The 16,400-nt window shown below is 68.5% G+C and carries 13 protein-coding genes; 12 read left to right on the plus strand and 1 reads right to left on the minus strand.

The window, feature by feature from the left end; all coding sequences use genetic code 11:
- The 5 genes from HFP15_RS03370 to HFP15_RS03390 all read left to right on the plus strand — a co-directional run.
- A partial coding sequence (locus HFP15_RS03370) for a phytoene desaturase family protein (protein ID WP_168511331.1) occupies positions 1-1,480 on the plus strand: 1,480 nt, incomplete at its 5' end.
- 193 nt (positions 1,481-1,673) lie between these two features.
- Positions 1,674-2,897 carry an acetyl-CoA C-acetyltransferase gene (locus HFP15_RS03375; RefSeq protein WP_168511333.1) on the plus strand — a complete coding sequence of 408 codons (1,224 nt, stop codon included), beginning with the start codon at positions 1,674-1,676 and terminating at the stop codon, positions 2,895-2,897.
- A 28-nt stretch (positions 2,898-2,925) separates the two neighbouring features.
- Positions 2,926-5,094, plus strand: a complete 2,169-nt coding sequence (locus tag HFP15_RS03380) for a 3-hydroxyacyl-CoA dehydrogenase NAD-binding domain-containing protein (protein ID WP_168511335.1) — start codon at positions 2,926-2,928, stop codon at positions 5,092-5,094.
- 126 nt (positions 5,095-5,220) lie between these two features.
- The gene (locus HFP15_RS03385; protein ID WP_168511337.1) at positions 5,221-6,375 is read left to right on the plus strand and encodes a CaiB/BaiF CoA transferase family protein; all 1,155 of its coding nucleotides are present in this window, start codon (positions 5,221-5,223) and stop codon (positions 6,373-6,375) included.
- Positions 6,376-6,410: 35 nt separating this feature from the next.
- Positions 6,411-7,313: an MBL fold metallo-hydrolase gene (locus tag HFP15_RS03390; protein ID WP_168511339.1), complete on the plus strand. Its 903-nt coding sequence runs from the start codon at positions 6,411-6,413 to the stop codon at positions 7,311-7,313.
- On the opposite strand, the gene HFP15_RS03395 is transcribed toward HFP15_RS03390, so the two are convergent.
- A complete protein-coding gene (locus tag HFP15_RS03395; protein WP_168511341.1) occupies positions 7,314-8,495 on the minus strand; it encodes a TetR/AcrR family transcriptional regulator in 1,182 nt (393 codons plus the stop codon). It abuts the gene before it with no gap.
- A gap of 144 nt (positions 8,496-8,639) precedes the next feature.
- Between HFP15_RS03395 and HFP15_RS03400 the strand changes: the two genes are divergently transcribed.
- The 7 genes from HFP15_RS03400 to HFP15_RS03430 are packed head-to-tail and all read left to right on the plus strand — an operon-like array spanning position 8,640 to position 16,395.
- A complete protein-coding gene (locus HFP15_RS03400) occupies positions 8,640-9,407 on the plus strand; it encodes an enoyl-CoA hydratase/isomerase family protein (RefSeq protein WP_168511343.1) in 768 nt (255 codons plus the stop codon).
- A gap of 39 nt (positions 9,408-9,446) precedes the next feature.
- Entirely contained in the window at positions 9,447-11,042 is a 1,596-nt protein-coding gene (locus HFP15_RS03405; RefSeq protein ID WP_168511345.1) for a class I adenylate-forming enzyme family protein, read from the plus strand.
- A gap of 11 nt (positions 11,043-11,053) precedes the next feature.
- Complete coding sequence (locus HFP15_RS03410) at positions 11,054-12,277, plus strand: cytochrome P450 (protein ID WP_168511347.1); 1,224 nt, start codon at positions 11,054-11,056, stop codon at positions 12,275-12,277.
- Positions 12,274-13,086 (plus strand): enoyl-CoA hydratase/isomerase family protein, encoded by an 813-nt coding sequence (locus tag HFP15_RS03415; RefSeq protein WP_168511349.1) that lies wholly within the window; start codon positions 12,274-12,276, stop codon positions 13,084-13,086. Before HFP15_RS03410 ends, HFP15_RS03415 begins: the two co-directional genes overlap by 4 nt.
- Entirely contained in the window at positions 13,083-14,027 is a 945-nt protein-coding gene (locus HFP15_RS03420) for a hydroxymethylglutaryl-CoA lyase (protein ID WP_168511351.1), read from the plus strand. The genes HFP15_RS03415 and HFP15_RS03420 overlap by 4 nt, the downstream gene beginning before the upstream one ends.
- 14 nt (positions 14,028-14,041) lie before the next feature.
- On the plus strand, positions 14,042-15,223 hold the full coding sequence (locus HFP15_RS03425; RefSeq protein WP_168511353.1) for an acyl-CoA dehydrogenase family protein: 1,182 nt from the start codon (positions 14,042-14,044) through the stop codon (positions 15,221-15,223).
- A gap of 11 nt (positions 15,224-15,234) precedes the next feature.
- On the plus strand, positions 15,235-16,395 hold the full coding sequence (locus tag HFP15_RS03430; RefSeq protein ID WP_168511355.1) for an acyl-CoA dehydrogenase family protein: 1,161 nt from the start codon (positions 15,235-15,237) through the stop codon (positions 16,393-16,395).
- Positions 16,396-16,400 lie beyond the last annotated feature (5 nt).

Below are 16,400 nucleotides of genomic sequence, written 5' to 3' on the forward strand. Positions count from 1 at the left end.
GGGTGGGCTGAGTACCGCTGCGCTGCTGGCGAAAGACGAGGGCAAGAAGGTCCTCGTGGTGGAGCGTGAGCAGGGTACCGGCGGCCGGATGCACCATTTCAAGGGTGATGAGATCCGCGAGGCCGAGGACTACCTTGGCCCGCTGCGGGCCTCGCGCGGGCGGCTCGCGCACAGCATCCCGGACCTGGACGCGATTCTGGACCAGAAGCTGCTCGCGGGTTACAGCTTCGAACTGGGGATGCACGACATCGTCAACGGCGCGCAGTCGCGGATGGTGCACATCTTGAACCACCTCGGCGTGCCGGTCGAAATCGTGCCGCTGAAGGCGTGCGGGTTCTGGCACGACGGCGTGCTGCACCAGCTCGAGCGCGGTAGCTTCCCGTGGTTCGAGAAGCAGGACCACCTGGAGATGAAGCGGATCCTGGGTGAGATGCTCCGCATGCCAATCGAGGAGGTCCGCGAGGTCAACCGGATCTCGCTACTGGACTTCGTCGCGCCGCGCACGCAGAACCCCGCGGTGCGCGAGTTCTTCGACATCCTGGGCGCGTTCACCGTCGGGATGAACTCGGCGCGCGAGCTGTCCGCGGGGGAGTTCATCCTCGCCACCCGGATGCCGATGAGTGCGGGCCTGCACTTCGCCGACGGCACCCTCGGCCAGATGGGCGGGGAGAGTTTCATGCAGATGGCGTTCAACCTCGCCGACGTCATCCGGCAATACGGCGGGGATGTCCGGACCGGGCAGACGGTGCGGACCGTGCTCGTCGAGGACGGCGTCGCGAAGGGACTGCGGGTCACCGACGCGGCGGGGAACACGCGCGACCTGCTGGCCGAGACAGTGGTTCTGAACGTCCCAGCGGCGCTCGCGGTGGAGAAGCTCATCCCACGCGAGGCCCTGCCGGCGGAGTTCGCCGAGCACGTGCGAGGGTTGAAGTCGGGCGGCGCGTTCGTCCCGATCTACGGGCTCAGCAAGTCCGTGATCGACATCCCGGGAATGCTGTTCACCAAGGTCCCCGTGGACGACCCGGCCCTGCCGGACGGCGTGATGCTGGGCTACGAGGCGCACTCGCTGTTCGTCGAGGGGAAGGCCCCCGACGGCAAGGAGATCATCGAGTGCTGGATCGGGCTGTCCACAGAGGAGCTAGGGGAGCTGGAGCGGGCCGGCAAGCTCGTGATGCTCGCGGAGACGATCACGGACTTCATGAAGGCCAGCCACCCCGGGTTCGCCGATGCGCTGGAGTGGGCGCTGTTCCCAGCCATTGACGGGGTCACCTCGGTGCAGCCGACGCCGGAGCAGGCGTGGGACGGGATGCTCGACCCGAAGTGCCCCGGTGTCGAGGGGCTGTACTTCGTGGGTGACTCGGTAAAGAACTACGGGCAGTTCATGGACGGTGTCGCCTACACCGCGCTGTTGGCCACGGACGCGATCACCGGCAAGAACTATCTCGAGGAGATCCTGCCGCCGTACCAGCGCGAGGTATAGGCGTAGTACGCCGTGACGGCACTGAGGTGGCGCGGTCGATCCCGGCCGTCCCGCCCGAGGTAACGGCGTGCGCGGGCCACGCGTGCTCCGGGTCTCATTCCCGGGCAGCACTTGTTTAGTTAATATTCCCTAGGTTGATTCTGACCGGATGACGGAAGCGCTGAACCGTGATCCGACCAAGGACGGAGCACAGATGTCCGGACCCTCTTCCGAAGCGCTGATCTACGACGCGATCAGGACACCGCGTGGTCGCGGTAAGGCTTCGGGCTCACTGCATACGATCAAGCCGCTGTCACTGGTCGTCGGGCTGGTCGACGAGCTGCGAGCCCGGCACCCCGGCCTCGACCCCGCGCTCATCGATGACATCGTGCTCGGCATCGTCACACCTGTGGGCGATCAGGGCTCGGTGCTCCCGCGCACCGTCGCACTGGCCGCCGGGCTTCCCGACACCGTGGGGGGCGTGCAGCTCAACCGGTTCTGCGGATCCGGTCTGGAGGCGGTCAACACCTCGGCGCAGAAGGTGCGTTCTGGATGGGACGACCTGGTCCTCGCCGGCGGTGTGGAGTCGATGTCGCGGTGTCCGCTGGGAACGGACGGCGGTGCCTGGATGAACGACCCGTGGACGAATCTTTCGACCTCATTCATCCCGCAGGGCGTAAGCGCGGATCTGATCGCCACCATCGAGGGATTCAGCCGCGAGGACGTGGACGCCTACGCGGTGCAGTCGCAGCAGCGAGCCGCCGCTGCCTGGTCCGGTGGGTACTTCGAGAAGTCGATCGTCCCCGTGCGGGACCAGAACGGAATGGTCGTCCTCGACCGGGACGAGCACATGAGGCCGGAGTCCACCGTCGAGTCCCTCGGCGCGCTGAAGCCGTCCTTCGAGCAGATGGGCCGCCAAGGCGGGTTCGATGCCGTCGCGTTGCAGAACTACCACTGGGTCGAGCGGATCGACCACATCCACCACGCCGGCAACTCGTCGGGGATCGTCGATGGCGCCGCTCTCGTCCTCGTCGGCAACGAGGACGTCGGATCCCGCCTCGGCATCGCCCCGCGTGGCCGGATCGTCGCCACGGCCACCTCCGGGGCCGATGCCACCATCATGCTGACCGGGCCGACTCCGGCGACGCGCAAGCTGCTGGACCGGACCGGGCTCGCGGTCGACGACATCGACCTGTTCGAGATCAACGAGGCCTTCGCCTCGGTCGTGCTGAAGTACATGAAAGACCTCGGCCTGCCGGGCGAGAAGGTCAACGTCAACGGAGGCGCCATCGCGATGGGGCACCCGCTCGGCGCGACGGGCGCCCTGCTTGTCGGAACCGTCCTCGACGAGCTCGAACGCCGCCAGGCGCGCCGCGCCGTCGTGACCCTCTGCATCGGCGGTGGCATGGGCGTCGCCACCCTCGTCGAGCGCCTCTGAGCGCCCTGATCTTCAAGGAGACCTTGCGATGAGCGATTTCGACCATCCCATGTTCGGCTGGGAGATCGACCGCGACGGTGTCGTCACCGTCACCATGGACGATCCGGGCCAGTCCGCGAACACGATGAACGACCGGTTTCGCGACGAGCTGGTGGTCCTGGTCGACCACCTGTACGCCGAGCGGGAGGGGATCACCGGCGTCATCCTCACGTCCGCGAAGAAGACCTTCCTCGCCGGGGGCGATCTCGCGGCGCTGATGCGGGCTGGCGAAGACGACAAGCCCGCGACCCGGGCGATGCTCGACAAGGCGAAGGCACAGCTGCGCCGCCTCGAGATGCTCGGTCGCCCGGTCGTCGCAGTGATCGCCGGTGCGGCACTGGGCGGGGGCTACGAGCTCGCGCTCGCCTGCCACCGCCGGATCGCGGTCGACGCGCCCGGCACCGTCGTGGGCCTGCCGGAGGTCACGTTGGGGTTGTTGCCCGGTGGCGGCGGAGTGGTGCGCACCGTGCGCCTCTTCGGTCTGCTGCCGGCACTCCAGGACCTCCTGCTGACCGGGGCCAAGTACCGGTCGGCCGACGCCCTGGCGAAAGGCCTGGTGGACGAAGTGGTCCCGGACCGCGACGCGGGCCTGGCCGCCGCCAAGCGGTGGATCGCGGGCGGCCCCGAGCCCGTGCAGCCCTGGGATCGCAAGGGTTACCCGATCCCTGGCGGCAGCCCCGCGTCGCCGAAGATCACGGCGGTACTGCCGAGCCTGCCCGCGGCGCTACGGCAGAAGACGCATGGCGCGCCCGCGACGGCGCAAGCCGCCGTGCTGGCCGCCGCCGTCGAAGGCGCGCAAGTCGACTTCGACAACGCGCTCACCATCGAGTCGCGCTACATCACCGACCTGATCTGCGGTAAGGAGTCGGGGAACATCATCAAGGCGATGTTCTACGACATGCAGGCGATCAACCGTGGGGCGAACCGCCCTGAGGGAGTACCGAGCCACAAGGCGTCGAAGATCGTGGTGCTCGGCGCCGGGATGATGGGTGCGGGCATCGCCTACGTCAGCGCCAAGGCGGGCCTGGACGTCGTGCTCAAGGACGTGAGCATCGAGGCGGCGGAACGCGGCAAGGCCTACAGCGCGAAGATTCTCCAGAAGGCGGTGGACAAAGGGCGCAGCACGCCCGCGAAGCGCGACGAGGTACTCGCGCGCATCCACCCGACCACCGACCCGGCCGATGCGGCAGGCGCCGATGTCGTCATCGAGGCGGTGTTCGAGGATCCCGAGCTGAAGAAGAAGGTCATCTCGGAGGTCATGCCGCATCTCGCGCCGGACGCCGTGCTCGCCAGCAACACCTCGACGCTGCCGATCACCAGGCTGGCCGAGGGGGTGTCGCGACCCGAGGATTTCATCGGCACCCACTTCTTCTCGCCGGTCGACAAGATGGCGCTGCTCGAGATCGTCGTCGGCGAGAAGACCAGCGACGTCACACTGGCGAAAACAATCGACATCGCCCGCCAGATCGGCAACACCCCGATTGTGGTCAACGACAGCCGTGGCTTCTTCACCAGCCGGGTCATCGTGGAGTTCATCAACGAGGCGATCGCCATGGTCGGCGAGGGCGTGCCCGCCGCCTCGGTCGAGCAGGCCGCGACGCAGGCCGGTTATCCGGTCGGTGCACTGGCCCTGCTCGACGAGATCAGCCTGACGTTGAGCCGGAAGATCCGGGACGAGACCATTGCCGGCCTTGCGGCCGAGGGGATCGAGAAGCCACTGCACCCCGCTGCGGCCGTGGTCGACCGCATGATCGACGAGTTCGGCCGTGGCGGCAGGCTCGCCGGTGCCGGGTTCTACGAGTACCGCGACGGCAAGAAGGCCGGGCTCTGGCCTGGTCTCGCGGAGAAGTTCGGTTCGTCGACTCGGCTGCCCCTGCGCGACATGCAGGAGCGCATGCTCTTCGCCGAGGCGATCGACACGGTCCGCTGCCTCGACGAGGGCGTGCTGCGCTCGGTCGCCGACGCGAATGTCGGCTCGATCCTCGGCATTGGCTTCCCGGCCTGGACCGGCGGCGTGCTGCAGTACATCAACCAGTACGAGGGCGGGCCGGCCGGATTCGTCGCCAGGGCGCGTGAGCTCGCCGACCGCTATGGCGACCGGTTCACGCCGCCGGAGTCGCTCGTACGCCGGGCCGAGCAGGGCCAGTCCTTCGACTGAGGATTTTTTCGAAAATGATTTGCGTGGCGGTGCGGGTGGCGGTGCCAGGGGACGGCCCACAGCAAGCGGCTCCGCCGCTTATAAAACACGTCCTGAGCCCGCGGGAATTCTGGAAAGGCTGACCAGATGCAGGAAACCCACGGCGACGGCCCGCTCGCGGGATTGCGCGTCCTGGAGATCGGCGGAATGGGCCCGGGTCCTTTCGCCGGGATGACCCTGGCCGATATGGGCGCCGAGGTGGTGCGGATCGAGCGGCCGGGCGGCCCCGGGATCTTTCCCGGGGATCCGACGCTCGACGTGGTCAACCGCGGCAAGCTGTCCGTCACGCTCGATCTCAAGCGGCCCGAAGCCGTCGCGGCCCTGCTCACGATGGTCGAGCGGGCCGACGCCTTGATCGAGGGCTATCGACCCGGCGTCGCCGAGCGGCTCGGGATCGGGCCGGAGCAGTGCTGGGAGCGCAACGCCGCGCTGGTCTACGGGCGGATGACCGGCTGGGGCCAGGACGGCCCGCTCGCGGCCGCGGCGGGCCACGACATCAGCTATATCGCCGTCACCGGCGCCCTGCACGCCATCGGCGAGGCGGGAGGCCCGCCCCAGGTACCGGTCAACCTGCTCGGCGACTACGGCGGCGGCGGCATGTACCTGGTCGCCGGCCTGCTGGCCGCACTGCGCGAGGCGGAGCGGACCGGGCGTGGTCAGGTCGTCGACGCCGCGATCGTCGACGGAACGGCTCACCTGCTCGCGGGCACGCACGCGCTGCTCAACACCGGGACCTGGCGGGATGAACGCGGGGTCAACACCCTCGATGGCGGTGCGCCCTTCTACGGCGTGTACGAGACGGCGGACGGCCGCTACATGGCGGTTGGAGCGCTCGAGCCCAAGTTCTACCAGGCGCTGCTCGACGGTCTGGCGCTCACGGGAGAATCTCCGGACGCCCAGAACGAGCAGGCGGGATGGCCTGAGCTGAGGGAGCGGATCGCCAAGGCGTTCCGCAGCCGGACCCAGCGCGAGTGGACCGAGGTGTTCGCGGGGACCGACGCATGCGTCGCCCCGGTGCTGAGCCTCGTCGAGGCCGCGTCGCATCCGCACGTTCGTGCGAGGCAGGCGGTGCTCGACGAGGACGGCTTCGTCCAGCCGGCGCCGGCGCCCCGGTTCTCCGCCCATCCGCGGGCGCGCCCCGCCCGGCCTGCCCCGTTCGGGCGGGACACGCGGCAGGTCCTCGACGCGTGGGGAGTGGATCCTGAACCGTTGTTGCGTTCCGGGGCCGCCACCGAGGGCTGAGCGAACTCCGAGCACACCAAGGTGGGATGGCGTTGATGAGGACGGCAGGTTGGACGCCCCACGATTACGGGGCGGTGACGCTGCTCAGGGCTGCCGACGGCGGGGCATACCCCAATGGCAACTCGCTGCTGATCCGCGGGAGCGCGGGCACATTGCTCGTCGACCCGGCCCTGGCCGTGGCCGACTCCGCGCCCCGGCTCGCCGTCGACGCGGTGTTCGTCAGCCATGCGCACGAGGATCATCTGGTGGCGCTCGACACGTTCGCGGCGCCGGTCCACGTGCACGAGGCCGATCTCAGCGCCGTCCGGGACATCGACGTGTTGCTGGCGGGCTACGGCCTGCCGGCCCCGGCCGCCGAGGAGTTCGGCGGCCGGCTCGTCGACGAGTTCCGGGTGCGCAGCCGGCCCGACGCTGTCGGGGTAGCCGACGGTCACCGGTTCGACCTCGGGGACCGCACGGTCTCCGTCGTCCACCTGCCCGGGCACACCGCCGGACACAGCGGCCTGCTCGTCGAACCGGACGGCTTCTTCTACGTCGCCGACATCGACCTGAGCTCGTTCGGGCCGTTCTACGGTGACGTCGGGAGCAGCCTGGCGGGCTTCGAGCGCTCGATCGAGACCTGTGCCGGAATCGAGGCCCGTTGGTACGGGACCTTTCACCACAAGGGAGTGATCGAGGGCGCGGAGGAATTCCGTGCGCGGTTGCGCGCCTACCGCGCGGTAATGGAGCGCCGCGATGCCGCGCTGGCCGACTTCCTTGCCGAGCCTCGAACCCTCGCCGAGGTCGTCGACCGGCGGTTCGTCTACCGCCCGCATGTCGATGGGCCCTACGTGGAAACCGTCGAGGCGCGCACGGCGGAACAGCACATCGCCAGGCTGGTTCGCCTGGGTGCGGTCGCCGAGGTCGAACCTGGCCGTTTCCGCGCCGTCGCCCGCTGATCAGCTCGCGCCGTCGAGGACCGCCTCGGCGATCACCGCGATCTCCGCGGCGATCCGGGGGCGGCGGGCGAAATGCCCGACGCGGACGAGGTCGTTGATCGCGGAGAGGGCTGCGCGGACCCTGACCCGCGCTACGTGATCGTCGAGGCCGGGAGATGTCGCCAGGAGAGCTCGTGTCCAGTCCCCGAGCTCGATCCGGATTGTTGCCCTGGTCCTGTCGAGGGCATGCGCGGGCAGATGCAGCTGCTCGGACACGTAGACCCCGAGCATGGTCCGGTTGGCGAGCGAGAACGCGATGTAGGTGGACACGAACTCCGAGAGGTCAGGTGCGCCAGCGGCGCGGCGCCGTGCCTGGGCTTCGGCGAGTGTGGAAGACGCCCGTTCGAAGGCGGCGACGAGGATGTCGGCTTTCGCGGAGAAATGATGGAGGATGCTGGGTCCGGCGAGCCCCACCGCGGCGCCGATGTCATCCAAGCTCACCCCGCTGTACCCGCGTCGGAAGAACAGGTCGATAGCCGTGTCGATGACTTGCTCGCGCCGGTTCGCGGCCGTTGCCTCGCCGGCGGAATGGTCAGGGAGCCGCGTCGAGCAGGCCACGGCGGGGTCGGCCCGCAGGCATGCCAGGGCGGAACGAATCAGCTCCCGGCGGTATTCACCCGGCACAAGGCTGGTTCGCGTCGTGGACGGCAGGGACAGGACGGCGGTCGCCGCTGTGACCAGCAGGCGGGCCTCGTCGGCGCCGAGGTCCGGCCGTTCGCGCCGCAGCCTCCTGGAGAACAGGTCGACGACCCGGCCGAACTGCTCCTGAACCGGGATGCCCAGTTCGGGTCCGAGAAACCGGGACTCGCGTTGCAGGAGTATCCACATGTCGGTGCGGTGTAACCCGACATCGGCGACCGCGGAGACCAGATATTCGAGTGAGTGCTCCGCGCCCGTCGTCACGGCGTGCTCGACGAGGTCCATGCCGCTGGTAATGGCCGCCGCGAGCAGGGCTTCCTTGTTGCGGAAATGACGGTAGACGGCCGGGCCTGTGACGCCTGCTTCCGTCGCGACATCGTTGAGGGAGACCCGGTGATACCCCAGTTCGTGGAAACGCCGGGCCGCCAGGCGCGCGAGCTGCTCGCGGCGCTCGATCGCGCTCAGCCGGGCCGCGCGTGGTGGCGGGCTGTGTGGTGCGGCCATCACCGTTTCCCTTCTCGTCCTGGTCATCGTGTCCGGTCGCGAAGATGGTGCCAAGACCTGTTGCCTAGTGAATATTAACTCGGGTATGGTTTGCTCGCGTCGGCCGATCGGGTAAGTGGCGCGAGGGCGCCGGCGGGAGGTTGGATGAAGCTCGACGAATATGTGGACACCTTCAAGGTGTTCCGACTGTCCCGCCAGGACGGTGTGCTGACGGTGCGTATGCACTACCGGGAAGGGCCCATGACCTGGACCGCGCTGGCGCACCGGGAGTTTCCTGAGCTGCTCGACGCGATCGCCCAGGACCGGGAGAACCGGGTCCTCGTGCTCACCGGTACCGGCGAATCGTTCATTCGCACTCCCGAGGGCTACGGGGACGTGTACCGCAGCGGGAAGGTCAAGCCGGCAGACTGGGAACGCGGCCTCGGGGAGGCGCGCCGGATGCTGACCGGCTTGCTGGACCTCGAAGTCCCGATCGTCGCCGCGGTCAACGGGCCGGTCACCGGGCACGCCGAGCTTGTGTTGCTCTGCGACGCGGTGGTCTGCACGAACCGCACCTATTTCCAGGACCTCGCCCACCTGCCCGGTGGGCTCGTGCCCGGCGATGGGGTGCAGGTGCTCTGGCCAATGGTGCTGGGCCCGGTGCGGGGCAAGCATTTCCTGCTGACCGGTCAGAAGATTCACGCCGACGAGGCGCTCTCACTGGGTGTCGTCGGCGAGGTGGTCGCACCCGGCGATCTCGAGGCGCGCGCGACCGAGATCGCCAGGAGCCTGGCCGATGTCGATCCGCTGGTTCTGCGGCACACGCGGCAACTGTTGCAGCGGCCGATCAGGCGGGCGCTCGACAAGGACCTGATGACGGGTCTGGGCATCGAGGCCTACGTCTCGATCTCCCGGTTCCCCGAGTTCGACTAAAAAGATCGCTGGTTGTGCGAAACGGACAAGGAGGTCCAGATGAACGGCACTGAGCGGGTTGGAGACTTGGCCTCGGCAGCTGCAGCGCAATGGGGCGATCGCGAGTTCGTGCGCCTCGGCGAGCTGGCACTCAGCTTCGCCGAGGTCGACAGGTGGTCGAGCGCGATCGCGGAGGATCTGGTTCGGCACGGGGTGGGTGCCGGCGACCGGGTGATGATGCTGCTGGTGAACCGCCTGGAGGTCGTCGCGGCGGCGATAGCCAGTTGGAAGATCGGGGCCATCGCGACGCCTGTCGTAGCGATCTACCGCAGGCACGAACTGAGCGAGATCGTGACCGACTCACGACCAGCCGCGGTGCTCACGACCAAGACCCTGGGGGCCCGCCAGCTTGCGGACGAGCTCGACGAGTGCCTGAGCGCGGCGGGCGTCGAACCCAAGGTTCGCTACCTCGCCGACACCGAGGACAGTGTCGACGGGTGGCGGACACTGCCGGGCCGCGACAGCGTGCCGGCCGGTGATGTCGAGCTGCCAGAGCCGTCGGCGCCGCACGACGAGTGCCTGCGTCTCTACACCTCTGGCTCCACATCCGCGCCCAAGGGCGTCCGGCTGCACTCGCCGTCGGTGATCTTCGGCGGCAGGCAGTTCAACTACCGGCTCGGTATCGGTGAAACCGATACCGGGCTCGCGCTGGCACCGGTGGCGCACATCGCCGGTTTCCTCGCGGCCTGTCTTGTGCCGCTGACGACCGGCGCGTCGGCGGTGATCCTCCCGAAGTGGGACGTGCGGGAGGCCGTGCGGGTCATCGATGAGCGCAAGGTGACCTGGTCGCTGGGCGCAGCGGTCTTCCTCAAGGACATGGTCGAGGAATACGAGAAGCGCCGGGACGAGGGCCTGCATGTGCTGACCCACTACGTCAGCGGTGGCGCGAACACGGCCCCCGACCTGATCGAACGTGCCGACGCGATCGGGATGTGGGCGGCGCGGACCTACGGGATGACCGAGGCGTCGGGTGTCGTGACGCTGGCTCCCAAGGAATCGTCGGTCGAGCGGCGCGCCTGCTGGGACGGCAAGCTCGCCGACAACGCCGAGGCCCGCATCCTTGATGTGGACGGCACACCGCTACCCGCCGAGACCGAGGGTGTCATCACGATCCGTGGTGTTCAGCTGCTGCTCGGATACACCGATCCCGCACTCAACCGCGCCCAGATCGACGACGAGGGCTGGTTCGACACCGGCGACCGCGGGCTGGTGACCAACGACGGCTGGATGAGGATCACGGGCCGCACCAAGGACATCATCAACCGCGGCGGCGAAAAGTTCTCCAGCGCGGACATCGAGCACGTCCTGCATCGCCATCCCGACGTGTCGGCCGCGGCGGTCTTCGGCGTGCCGCACGAGCGACTGGGCGAGAACGTATGCGCGTACATCGTTCCGCGCGCCGGAGCCGAGCCACCGACCCCCGAGCAGCTGACGAATTTCATGGAGGCCCAGGACGTGGCCAGGGCGAAGATCCCCACCGAGTGGCATCTCGTCGGGGAACTTCCGCGCACCGCGTCGGGGAAGGTGCAAAAGCACCTGCTGCGCGCGGCACGCGACGGGGATTCGCCGGTTGGCGTCGCCCCGATCGCACACTGAGAGGAGGAGGCTTGACCGACCGCTTCTACGAACAGGACACCGTCCAGTGTCCCTACTCGTACTACCAGGAACTCCGCGAGGAGCAGGGGGTGCACCAGCTCGAGGACGAGGACGTCTACCTGGTCACCCGGCACGCGGACGCCGATTCGGTGCTCAGCCGGGTCGAGGAGTTCTCGAACAAGGCCGGGCCGGGCCTGCGGCAGAAGGCGCTCATGGGCGCGGAGGCCGCCCTGCCGGACGCCAAGTACCGGGTCGTGCGCACGCTGCTGACGAACGATCCGCCGTCGCACACGCGCTTCCGCAAGCTGGTGGCGAGGGCGTTCACCGCCCGCCGGGTCAAGGCACTCGAGCCCGCGATGCGGGCCATCGTCGACGGCCTCATCGACGCGTTCCCGGCCGATGGCGAGATCGACTTCGTCCGGGACTTCGCGAAACCGTTGCCGCTCATCGTGATCGCGGACTTCCTCGGGGTGCCCCGCAGCGACCTCGATGTGTTCGGCAAGTGGTCGGACGACGCGGCGGAGGTGCTGGGCGGGACGCTCACCCCGGAGCGCTCGCGCGAGTGCCAGGAGTCGCTGCAGGAACTGCTCGGGTACTTCGACGAGAAGATCGCGCAGCGCAAGCTGAAGCCGGCGGACGACTTCCTCACGATGCTGATCGAGGCGGTCGACAAGGACGAGAAACCGTTGACGGTTCAGGAGATGCTCGCCATTTCTTACGTCACGCTCGTCGCGGGGAACGAGACCACGGTCAACATGCTGTCCGGGATGATGTTGCTGCTGCAGCAGAATCCGGAAGCGCTGGCCCGGCTCCGCGAGGACCGCTCGAAGATCCCGACGGCGGTCGAGGAGGCCCTGCGCCTGGAGACTCCGGTCCAGGGCAGCGTGCGGCTGTGCAAGGCGGACACCGAGATCGCGGGGACCCCGGTGCCGAAGGGCTCGCGGGTCCTGATCGTGGCCGGCGCGGCGAACCGGGATGCCGCGGTGTTCGCGGATCCGGACCGTTTCGACCTGGACCGGGAGAACGCTCGCGCGCACCTGTCCTTCGGCAAGGGTATTCACCTGTGTCTCGGTGCGACGTTGTCGCGGCAGGAGGGCGTGATCGCCCTGGAGCACCTGCTCGATCGGCTGGACGCCTTCGACGTGCCCGCGGGCTTCACTCCCAGGTACAAGGACAACGCGGTGCTCCGCTCGCTGATCAGCATGCCGCTGCACGTCAGGAAGGCGGCCTCGTGACCGCCGAGCGGCGCTGGGATGAGGTCGAACGGTCGGTGCGTTACGACCGCTCGGGCCATGTCGTCACCCTGACGATCGACCGGCCCGAGCGCCGCAACTCGATGACCTTCGAGACTCTCGCCAGCTTGCGCGACGGCGTGCTCCGCGCGAAGGCCGACAGCGGGGTGCGGGTGATTGTCATTACCGGAGCGGGTGACCGGGCGTTCTGCGCGGGTGCCGACCTCGGCGGCGTGCGCGGGGCCGAGCTCGACGCGGAGGCCGCACACGAGGGGCGCGGCCATCTCGCCGACCTGTTCCGGACGATGTGGTCGGCTGGCATACCCACGATCGCCAAGGTCCGCGGCTACGCGCTGGCCGGCGGATTCGGGCTTGCGATGGCTTGCGACATTGTGGTGGCCGCCGAGGACGCGGTGTTCGGCACGCCCGAGGTCGCGGTGGGGTTGTGGCCCTACATGATCACGGTGCCGTTGCTGCGCTCGATGCCGCCGAAGATCGTTCTCGAACTGATGATGTCCGGGCGACGGGTGGACACGACCGAGGCGCAGCGCATCGGTTTCGTCAACGAGGTGGTCCCGGCCGCCGAACTGGATTTGGCGGTCGACCGGATCGCGGAGCGGATCGCCGCGCAGTCGCCCGCGGCGATCCGCCTGGGCCGCAGCACTTTCTACCGGGTGCTCGGCTCGCAGCCGGAGGAGGCGCTGGCGCTGCTGCAGGCGATGCTGAGCGTCGCCACCGGCACGGACGACGCCAAGGAGGGCACCGCCGCGTTCGCCGAGAAACGCAAGCCCGTGTGGAAGGACGACGCGTGACCGCATTGCCCGCGCCGCCTGCCCAGGTCGGCATCTGCGAGTGCTGGGCCCGCGACGGCCTGCAGTCGTGGACCGAGGTCGTGCCCACCGAGGGCAAGATCGCCGTCATCGAGGCTGTCGTCGAGGCCGGGGTGCGCGAGCTGGACGTCACCTCGCTGGTGCCGCCCAAGTACGCGCCCCAGTTCGCCGACGCCGAGCAGGTCCTCGAGGCCATCGCCGGACGCGGGCTGCGCACCCGGGTGCTCACCCCGAACCTGCGTGGTGTGCAACGGGCCGTCGAGCTCAACGAGCGGCTTGGTGCGATCACCGCGATCGGCTTCCCGATCTCGGCGTCCGAGGCGCACAACCTGGCGAACCTCAAGCGGACACACGCCGAGCACCTGAGCCAGATCGAGGAGATGGTCCGGGCCGCGCACGAGGCGGGCCTGGAAACGGTGTCTGCCGTGGCCACCGCCTTCGGGTGCCCGATCACCGGCGAGGTGCCCGAGGAGACCGTCTTCGACATGGCGGGGCGGCTCATCGGCCTCGGCGTCGACCGGATCATGCTCAGTGACACCACAGGGCTCGCTGATCCGGTGCGTGCCGGCGCCTACACCGCCCGTGCCGTCGAGACCTACCCCGGCACCGGCTGGATCGCGCATTTCCACGACACCCGCGGTGCCGGGATCGCGAACACCTGGGCGGCGTTGCTGGCCGGGGTGGGTTGCATCGATTCGTGCCTGGGCGGGATCGGCGGCGAACCGTCCACAGTGGAACAGAATCATGCCGGCGAGACGGGCAATGTCAGTACCGAGGACATCGTGGTGCTGCTGGAGCGGGCTGGCGTACGTACCGGGATCGACGTCGGCCGGCTGCTGGCGGCGGGCGTGACCGCCGAGCGAATCCAGGGCGCCCCCGGGCGCAGCCAGGTGCAGCGCACCGGCACCGGGTTGGCCGGCTGAGGAAGGAAGACGACATGAGCGACAACGGCCAGCATCCTTGGGACCTGTCCGAGGACCAGGTGGCGATCAAGACCGCCGTGGACGACGGCATGAAGAAGTTCCCGCTGGAGTACTGGCGGGAGATCGACAAGGCGGGCGAGTTCCCGGACGAGTTCTTCGGTTTCGCCGCGCGGCAGGGGTGGCTCGGCATCGCACAGCCCGCCGAGTACGGCGGCGCGGGCCTGGGCATTTCCGAGGCCGTCATGATGATGGAGGGCATCGCCCGCGGTGGTGGTCTGAGCGCGGCGAGCACCGTCCACATGAACGTGTTCGGCACGAACGTGGTGACCAAGCACGGCTCGGACGAGATGAAGCGGGAGAACCTGCCCGCTATCATCGAGGGCAAGATGAAGGTGGCGTTCGGGGTCAGTGAGCCCGACTCCGGGCTCGACACCACCAGCCTGCGCACCCGCGCGGTGCGCGACGGCGGCGACTGGGTGGTCAACGGCCGCAAGGTGTGGATCAGTACCGCGCAGGTCGCGGACAAGATCCTGCTGCTCACCCGCACCCGGGAGCCCGCCGAGGGCAAGTCGAAGGCGGACGGTCTGACGCTGTTCTTCACCGACCTGGACCGCGACCACATCGACGTGCGGGAGATCGAGAAGCTGGGCCGCGCGGCGGTCGACTCGAACGAGCTGTTCATCGACGACCTGCGCGTTCCCGATCGCGACATGGTCGGCGAGGAGGGCAAGGGCTTCAAGCTGCTCCTCGATGGGCTCAACCCCGAGCGCCTGCTCGTCGCCTCCGAGGCGATCGGGATCGGCCGGAAGGCGCTGGAGATCGCCGTCGAGTACGCCAAGGAACGCATGGTCTTCGGCAAGCCGATCGGCCAGAACCAGGGCGTGCAGTTCCCGCTGGCGGACAGCTATGCGCGGCTGGAGTCGGCTTGGCTGACGGTGTTGCGCGGTGCCTCGCTCTATGACCGCGGCCTGGACTGTGGTGCGGAGGCCAACACCGCGAAATACCTGGGCGGCGAGTACGGCTTCCAGGCCGCGGACCGGGCAATGCAGGCACTCGGTGGCTACTCCTACTCCAAGGAGTACCACGTGGAGCGGCTGTGGCGTGAGGTCAAGCTGACCCGGATCGCGCCGGTGAGCCCCGAGCTCATTCTCTGCTACCTCGCCGAGCGCAAGCTCGGCCTCCCCAAGTCGTACTGAAGGGCGGCACGATGGACTTCGATCTGGACGAGACCGATCTCGCGTGGCGGGACGCCACCCGTGAGTGGGTCGACAAGAAGTACCCGAAGAGCCGTGCCCGTGAGATCGAGGCCTCGGATGAGCTGTTCCCGCAACAGCTTTGGGACGATCTGTCCGAGGCCGGGTATCACGGCGTCGGCATCCCCGAGGAATACGGCGGCCAGGGCGGCACGGTGTTCACCCAGGCGATCGCCGCCAGGGAACTAACCCGCAACCTGGGTGGCCTGATCGCGATCTGGCTGGCTCCCGCGGTCGGGGGAACGCTGACGCTGCTCGCCGCCGCGACCGAGGAACAGAAGAAGGAACTGCTCCCGAAGATGGCGACCGGCGAGATCAAGTTCGCCATCGCGATCACCGAGCCCGGCGGTGGGACCGACTTGCTCGGCGGCATGCGTTCGACCGCCCGGCTCGACGGCGACGAGTGGGTCATCAACGGCCAGAAGATGTGGTCCACCGGGGCGGGCCACGCCGACTACCTGATGGTCCTCGCCCGCAACATCGGCGATGACGGCGAGTCCAAGGGCACCAACCTGATCATGGTGCCGGCCAACAGCAAGGGCCTGGACAAGCGACACATCCCGAAGCTCGGGGTGCGTTCGCTGGCGTCGTACGAGGTTTTCATGGACGACGTCCGGGTGCCCGCGGAGAACATCGTCGGCCCGCGCGGCAAGGGCTGGAAGGGCATCGCCGCCGGCCTGAACGCGGACAAGGTGCTGCTGTCGGCCTGCTCGACCGGCATCCTGGACGGGGTGCTCGAGGACGCCCTGCGCTATCTGTCGGAGCGCGAGGCGTTCGGCAAGACCATCGACCACTTCCAGGTGCTGCAGCACAAGGTCGTGGACATCGCCGCCTGGCGGCACACCGCCGAGCTCGTCTCCCGGCACGCCGCCTGGCTGCTGGCGAAGGGCAAGCCGTGCGAGATGGAAGCGACGATGGCGAAGATGATCTGCTCGGAGTACGCCGTGCAGGCCGCGGACATCGGGCTGCAGCTGCTCGGTGGGTTGGGCTATTCCGCCGAGACGGACATGCAGCGGTACTGGCGGGATGCCCGGCTCTGGAAGATCGCCCCGATCACCAGCGAAATGTCCCGCAACTTCATCGCCGGCAAGCTCGGCATGCCGCGCGGATTCTAGGAGGG

Origin of the sequence: Amycolatopsis acididurans, from assembly GCF_012328925.1 — a bacterium.
GTDB classification, from domain to species: domain Bacteria; phylum Actinomycetota; class Actinomycetes; order Mycobacteriales; family Pseudonocardiaceae; genus Amycolatopsis_E; species Amycolatopsis_E acididurans.